We start from the raw sequence: 6,159 nt of genomic DNA on the forward strand, positions 1-6,159 counted from the left end.
AGCTACCTCGCCGGCCTCCACCTCCGTGCCGCAATGATCTGGATCGACGACCTGCTGAAGACCGCGGAATGATCACGACATCACACAGGCCCTAGAAGGATGGTCACGCATCCCAAGAGAAAGAAGAGGGCGACGAACCGCGGAAGCATTGCATGTGGGTCCCTGCCTTGCTCGCGAGCGCCAGTCCCGGACAACAACAGGTAGAGGCGCGCAGCCTGCCCGTACGCCCAGGTCGCGTCCTGCCCGGCGACGCGGACGAAAGTTCGCCCTTCGGTGATTGAGACCAGCGCTTGGCGTTCATGCCCTTGGTCAGCCTCTAGCGAGAGATTGTTCCAGTGCTCAACGTCTCCCGACGTTGTCCCTTGCTTGACGGCATTGATCAGCTCGGGCAATGAAGGCTGTCGAAGTCGGGTCCCGTCTCGCAAGGTGGAGACCGAGACGACCTCTGCGGGGATTCCTTCAGACGCCACGGCGAAGATCCGGTCCAATTCACTGCGTCCAAGACGACACCGAGGGAAGATATGCCGCTTTTCATGCTGTACACGAGGGTATGTCACGTTTATACATTACTTGGGGTCTAAATAGGAACGCTTGAGGCAAGCCATCGGCCGTGGTTCCTCAGGCGAACGGTGTACCGATGTTCCCGGCGGCCTCGCGTTGGCCGCCGATGGCGGGGCAGCCGCCCGCGGAAAGTTCGGGCACGTACTTGTAGATGGCCCTGGAGTCCTAGCTCAGACACCAGCCGCAAACTAGCCGGGGGATCACGCGGTCGCCGCCGTGGCGGCCTGTTCGTCGTGTTCGCGGAGCATCCGCATGACGGTGGCGGGCGAGGGGTGCTGGCCCTTCTTCGCGCCCGTGGTGATGACGAGGCGCTTGGCGATGTCGCGCAGGCTCATCTCCTGGTCGCGTAGGTGGAGGGCCATGGAGAGCATGGACTCGTCGGTGACGCCCGCGCCGCCGATGGTCTTGCCGCGCTTGCGGGCGGACTCGTGGCCTTCGAGGGTGCGGTCGCGGATGTACTCGCGCTCCATGCCGGACATGGCCGCCAGCACCGTGAACACGATGCCGGAGGGATCGTGCGAGCCCTTCAGTTCCCCGGTGAGGAATTCCAGGCCGACGTCGCTCGCCTTCAGCTCCTCGGCGAGCATGGCGAGTTCGATGCCGCGGCCGAGCCGCTTGTGCTCGTGGACGACGAGGGTGACGGCGACGCCGGAGGAGCGGATCTCCCCGGCGAGCTTCACGGCGGCCTCCAGCTCGGGGCGCCGGGTGGCACGGGTGGAGATCTTCTCCGAGAAGACGCGCGTCACCCCGGCCTCGGCGAGGGAGTCGAGCTGTGCATCGAGGGACTGCCGGGCGGTCGAGGCGCGCGCGTATCCGAGGCGGACGTGCCCGACCAGTTCGGCGCCGGCGCTCACCAGCCGGGGCAGCTCGGTCCACACAGACCCCGGCTTGCGTACGGCGGGGGTCGGCACGCTGAGCACCTTGGCGAGTTGGGGCACGAGGCGGAAGCGGGCGGTGTGGTACTGGATCGCCACCTTGCCCTTGCCAGTCCGGCACGGGGAGCCCGCCGGGGCGGCGCAGGTGGACATCGGGCATTCGTGCGATTCCACGCGCTTGAAGTCGTCGCTCATGACCTCCGATCGTTTCATGAGGGTGTTTCAGGCGTCCAGTCGTTTGCAACAACTCATGAAACGTGATCGCCGCAGGTGGACGACCGCGCGGCCGGGTGTTTCACGAGCGACCACCTATGAAACGGTGCGATTGGTTCCGCCCAATGTGCCGTCCGCCCGCTCTAGTTCAGGTTCATGTGCCGATGGCGTTTCCGTTTGATCGGGTGTGTCGTTGACTCGGAGCCGGTCGCTTCTTTGCACCCGGAAGGGCATGGGCGCAGGGCTTGACCGGCCCAATCGAAAGGACTCGTCATGGCTGACAACGCCATCTCGTACGCTTGGATGCTTGACCTGGGCGGCTTCAACGTGGCAACTGCCCAGTCGGTGTCCGCACCGACTCTGGGAAGGGAATTCGTCGAGGTCCGCGCCTTCTCCCCCGAGGGCAACGACATGGTGGACCTGGTTTCCGGCCCGCCCGCCGGGGCCGCAGAGGTCACCATCTCAAGAATCATGGACAACACCCCCCAGCTCACCGACTGGCTCCGCGCCTGCATGGACCCGACCAAGGTGGACGACAGCCGCCAGACGGTCGTCCTCACTATGGTTAACGCCAAGAAGGAGCCGGTCCGCCGGTTCGAGTACCAAAACGCGATCGCCAAGTCCTGGGACGGCCCTGCTCTGCAGGCCGGGGATTCCAGCGCTGCGGTGGAGCAGGTCACCATCAGCTACACGGCGATGGAGATCGTGAACGTATGACGTTCTGCCAAACGCCTCCTGGTGACGAGTAGCACCTCGCCCGAGGGCCAGTGCCATGTCGACGCAGGCCCTCGGTTCGCCCCAGCTGACCTATGAAGTGCTCGATGGTTCGTCAAGCCGGGCAGGCTGAGCTGCTCCTCGCCTCCTGCTCTGGAACTGCTCCCGGGTGATGTGACCATCCCGGAAGGCCGCCTCCCACATCGACTCGGCGTCGTCATGCGTGAAGCCCCCGTCCCCACGGTCCTGGCTCTCGTACGGCTCCGGGTCGGTCCATGGATGGGGTTCGTACGACAAGCCGTAGTCGGGACTCCCAAGACCGTATTCCTCCGCAGGCTCCGCCCACGGATCGGGCTCGTACGACAAGCCATAGTCCGGGCTCCCAGGCCCATACTCCTCTTCTGGCCCTTGCGTCACGCGGGGCATCGCCTCCCCTTCGCCTGAGTCGAACCGAGCCTAGGACCTTGGCCCCTCCGGAGGGTGTTGGGCCGATAAGCCGACTGCCCATGCTCCGTGGCAGCGCACGGTTTGGAGCCGCGCCCCGCTCGATGCCCGGCCCGCCGAGACCGGTCAAGACGTTGACCACCCTCAGCCGGGCCCCGGCGAAGACCAAGAACCGGGCACGCCCCCGGAGGTGGTCAACACCTTGACCACGGACCGGCCGCCCACCATCGACCAGGCCGTCGAGGCGGTCCTGGAGGCACTGGACAACCTCGACTCAGCGCGGAACCTGCTCGGCATCGCGCTCCGCACCGAGCAGGCCAAGACAGGCGCCAGCGCCAACGACCTCGCCAAGCGGGCCAAGCCCGCAATGCCCCGTCCGCTGGTTCTCAGGGCCCTCAGCCAGCAGCGCTGACCATGCCCAGGCCGGCAGGCCACGCACAGGGAGACAATGAGACCGAGCACCCGAGGCGAGGAGCAGCCCATGGGGACCAGGCACCTCGCCCGGCTGCAGTTCACGGCCGACGGCCCGGCCGACGAGGGCGAGTGGACCGTCCCGGGCCCCGCACAGGACCGGTACACGAAGTGGGTCGGGCTCTACGGCGCCCAACCGGCTGTGATGATCCAGCTCATCACCGAGACGGACGGCCGCCAGCACGTGCTCAAGACCTGGACGGAGCGCGGCGAGGCCGCCGGGGACCCGGAGAGCTGAGAGCGACCGCCGAGGCCCGCAGGGTGCGGGACCATGTCCCGCATGCCGAACACTGTGTGGATCATCTTCGTGGCCGCCGTCACCGCCGTGGTGACCACCACCGCGACCGGCCTGATAGTCACCCCCCGGCTGGATGCCCGCAAGAAGCGGATCGGGGACGCGCACGCCGCCCCGGGACACCTTCAACACCCACCTGATGACCGTCCTGATGGCGGCCACGCGCCTCCAGAACTTCCAGCTCCCGGCTGCCGACGATCCCGCCTGCACACCGGTCATGCGGGAACGGCTGACGGGCGAGCGGGAACGCTGGCTGCAGCGGATCGATGATGCCACCCGGTGGATGAACGACTACGTCGAGACGTTCGCCGGTAGCTGGCCCTCCCGCAGCCTTATCGACTTCGCCGTCGCCTACGCCGGCCACGCCCGGATGGTGGTGCTGTCGGAGCGCGAGGAGGTCACCAAGCTGGAGCTGCTGGGGGCCCTGACCCTCCCGGTCCAGCGCCAGTTCTTCGGCTTCTGGTGGGTTCGAGCGCGTCACTTCCATGCCGACCGCCGGGCGTTCGCGGAGACCGTCGCACGTCTGAGCTTGTCGTTTATCCAACGCGCCGTGGTTTGGTTCCCACCTTGTGATGGATAGGTCGGCTGTATGCCTGGCCGGTGGCGAGGACGCGTCCCACGTCATAGCGGGTGGCCGACCGCCGGTTCTTCGAGCCGGGCGGGCGCCCGGGGCCGGGCCGGGAGGGTTTCGGTGCACGCGCTGGCGACGGTGTTTTCGCGCGGAGGTTTCTGAACCCTCGCCGGACCCTTGCCGGGGTGAGCTTGTTCGGTGGCGTCGGCCTTTCCCATGGTCGCCGGAGATCGGTGGCCAGTGGGCGGGCAAGACGGAGCTGAGTGTGGGCGACGATCACGAGCCACGTCCAGCGGTCTGCCGCAGCGGAGTCACGGAGGCGAGGCTTCGTCCATCCCAGGGTCTGCTTGAACAGGCGAAACGTGTGCTCGATGTCGAAGCGTCGAAGGAAGGACTGCCAGCAGCGGTCGACGTCCTGAGCCGTGGCTGCGGTGGCGGATCACCAGAGCCAGACCGGCTTGTTGACTCCTCCCGAGGGCAGTTTCTCGACGGCCAGGCGGATGACGGTGCCCTCGATGATGGGCAGTGGCCCGTCGTGGTCGAGCCAGGCCGCCCGGCGGGTGAGCCGGGGATGGAGCCGGTCCCAGGCTTGCCCGGTGGCTCTTCCATAGAGCCGGGTGTCCGTGGTCGTCACGGTCTGCTCGGTGCCCCACGTAGAAGGGTCGCCGAAGACGAACTCGCCGCCGTGCTTGGGCGGGCGCCCGCCTCTCGGGTCGTAGACGCGAGGTGGTGTCGGCCGTCGCATGACCCGGTCGGACCGGAGCCGCCCAAGGATTTGCACCGGCAGGCCGGACAGGAGGTGAGCGATGCGAGGTGCGTCGTATCCGGAGTCAAGGACGACCGAGATCTCCGGGTCCCCTTCCCGCCACTGGCCGGCGGCGATGAGCCGCTCGGTGACCTCACGGATCTGGGCGGTGGTTACGGCCGCGAGATCGGCGCCCGGCTCAGCCGGATGGCGTCCAGAACGGCGATCCAGGAGGTGCGGCCGGTCTCCAGTGTGCGGCCACGACCGAATACGGCCAGCCCGGGATCATCCGGTGCTCGTTCTGACCCCGGCCGTATGTGTGGCAGAAGGAACGGTCCGGGCAGGTCGCGGCGTCCGGCCGCAGCCAGGGCGATACGTCGACGGCCAGGACCAGCCTGCCCTCCGCCGCTCTCGGCAACGGCAGGCCGGCCAGGGCCCGACGGAGCCGACCGAAGTCGATCCGCCCCTGGTTGAGGCCGCCGTACAGGGCTCCGTGACCCCGCCGGTGTTCTGGCGCGAGTGCGAGATCCACCAGCGTTTTGACAGGGCCCTCCGTGCAAAGGAGGGCGTCCGTCAGCTCGAACAACGCGTCCGAGCGACCAGTGAGGCACCCATAGAAGTCCGCCCGGAACCGCGACAACATGGCCAGCGACTCACCCCGGCCACCGGTCAGAGGACTCACCCCGCGCCGCCCTGCCCAACCTCGACCTGGAGCAGACGCGGAGAGACCTCGAAGCCATGACGGGAGTACGCCGAAACCGCCCGGTCGCTGGAGTGAACAGTCACCCGTTCAAGACCGAGGTCCCTTGCCCACGCCAAGACCGCCTCGATCAGCTCGCCGCCCAGGCCGCGGTCGCGCTCATCCGGCACGACGTACGTGCACTGCACGTCCCCCGACATCCGCTCGAACGCGCGCGGATGCGGCACACGCTGCGTGATCGCCAGCCAGGCCATTCCGATCACAACGTCGTCACGCACCATCACCAAGCACCGATGCGAGGACTCGGTCTCCCGGGCCCATGCAACGAACCGGGGAACGAACTCGTCCAGCGTGGTGTCGGGCGTTCCGTAGAGCTCCTGCACCCACCGCCACCGCAACTCAGCGACGGTGGCTAGCTCATGGGGCTGGGCAGGGCGGTAAGCGATGTCATCCACGGCTTCATCCTGGCGCAGATGGGTCTGCTGCAGGTTTGGGTGACAGGTTGGGTCACGCGGCTTGGAGGGCCGGTGTGGTCATGACGGTCTCGAATTCGATGGGGGTCAGGCGACC

General features: G+C 67.3%; 6 protein-coding genes and 1 pseudogene. 4 read left to right on the forward strand and 3 right to left on the reverse strand.

Going from position 1 to position 6,159, the window contains the following annotated elements; translation table 11 throughout:
• Positions 1-761 precede the first annotated feature (761 nt).
• Complete coding sequence (locus tag ACGFYQ_RS41930; RefSeq protein ID WP_393752600.1) at positions 762-1,631, reverse strand: recombinase family protein; 870 nt, start codon at positions 1,629-1,631, stop codon at positions 762-764.
• Positions 1,632-1,922: 291 nt separating this feature from the next.
• Between ACGFYQ_RS41930 and ACGFYQ_RS41935 the strand changes: the two genes are divergently transcribed.
• From ACGFYQ_RS41935 to ACGFYQ_RS41950, 4 genes are all read left to right on the forward strand, one after another.
• Positions 1,923-2,366: a phage tail protein gene (locus ACGFYQ_RS41935; protein ID WP_393752602.1), complete on the forward strand. Its 444-nt coding sequence runs from the start codon at positions 1,923-1,925 to the stop codon at positions 2,364-2,366.
• Positions 2,367-3,009: 643 nt separating this feature from the next.
• A complete protein-coding gene (locus tag ACGFYQ_RS41940) occupies positions 3,010-3,219 on the forward strand; it encodes a hypothetical protein (protein ID WP_393752604.1) in 210 nt (69 codons plus the stop codon).
• A 69-nt stretch (positions 3,220-3,288) separates the two neighbouring features.
• Positions 3,289-3,516: a hypothetical protein gene (locus ACGFYQ_RS41945; RefSeq protein WP_393752606.1), complete on the forward strand. Its 228-nt coding sequence runs from the start codon at positions 3,289-3,291 to the stop codon at positions 3,514-3,516.
• A 196-nt stretch (positions 3,517-3,712) separates the two neighbouring features.
• The gene (locus tag ACGFYQ_RS41950) at positions 3,713-4,153 is read left to right on the forward strand and encodes a hypothetical protein (protein ID WP_393752608.1); all 441 of its coding nucleotides are present in this window, start codon (positions 3,713-3,715) and stop codon (positions 4,151-4,153) included.
• Here the strand turns inward: ACGFYQ_RS41950 and ACGFYQ_RS41955 are convergent.
• Together ACGFYQ_RS41955 and ACGFYQ_RS41960 are read right to left on the reverse strand one after the other, a co-directional pair.
• A pseudogene (locus tag ACGFYQ_RS41955) lies at positions 4,110-5,532 on the reverse strand (NF041680 family putative transposase). The gene ACGFYQ_RS41950 and the pseudogene ACGFYQ_RS41955 sit on opposite strands and share 44 nt — an antisense overlap.
• A 35-nt stretch (positions 5,533-5,567) precedes the next feature.
• Positions 5,568-6,044: a GNAT family N-acetyltransferase gene (locus ACGFYQ_RS41960; RefSeq protein WP_393752610.1), complete on the reverse strand. Its 477-nt coding sequence runs from the start codon at positions 6,042-6,044 to the stop codon at positions 5,568-5,570.
• Positions 6,045-6,159: the final 115 nt, after the last annotated feature.

The organism is Streptomyces sp. NPDC048258, from assembly GCF_043201995.1.
Lineage (GTDB): Bacteria > Actinomycetota > Actinomycetes > Streptomycetales > Streptomycetaceae > Streptomyces.

Bases quoted from the DNA above. Each gene is read 5' to 3' on its own strand.
- ACGFYQ_RS41950 (WP_393752608.1), top strand. From the start codon at position 3,713: ATGACCGTCCTGATGGCGGCCACGCGCCTCCAGAACTTCCAGCTCCCG.
- ACGFYQ_RS41945 (WP_393752606.1), top strand. From the start codon at position 3,289: ATGGGGACCAGGCACCTCGCCCGGCTGCAGTTCACGGCCGACGGCCCG.
- ACGFYQ_RS41935 (WP_393752602.1), top strand. From the start codon at position 1,923: ATGGCTGACAACGCCATCTCGTACGCTTGGATGCTTGACCTGGGCGGC.
- ACGFYQ_RS41930 (WP_393752600.1), bottom strand. From the start codon at position 1,631: ATGAGCGACGACTTCAAGCGCGTGGAATCGCACGAATGCCCGATGTCC.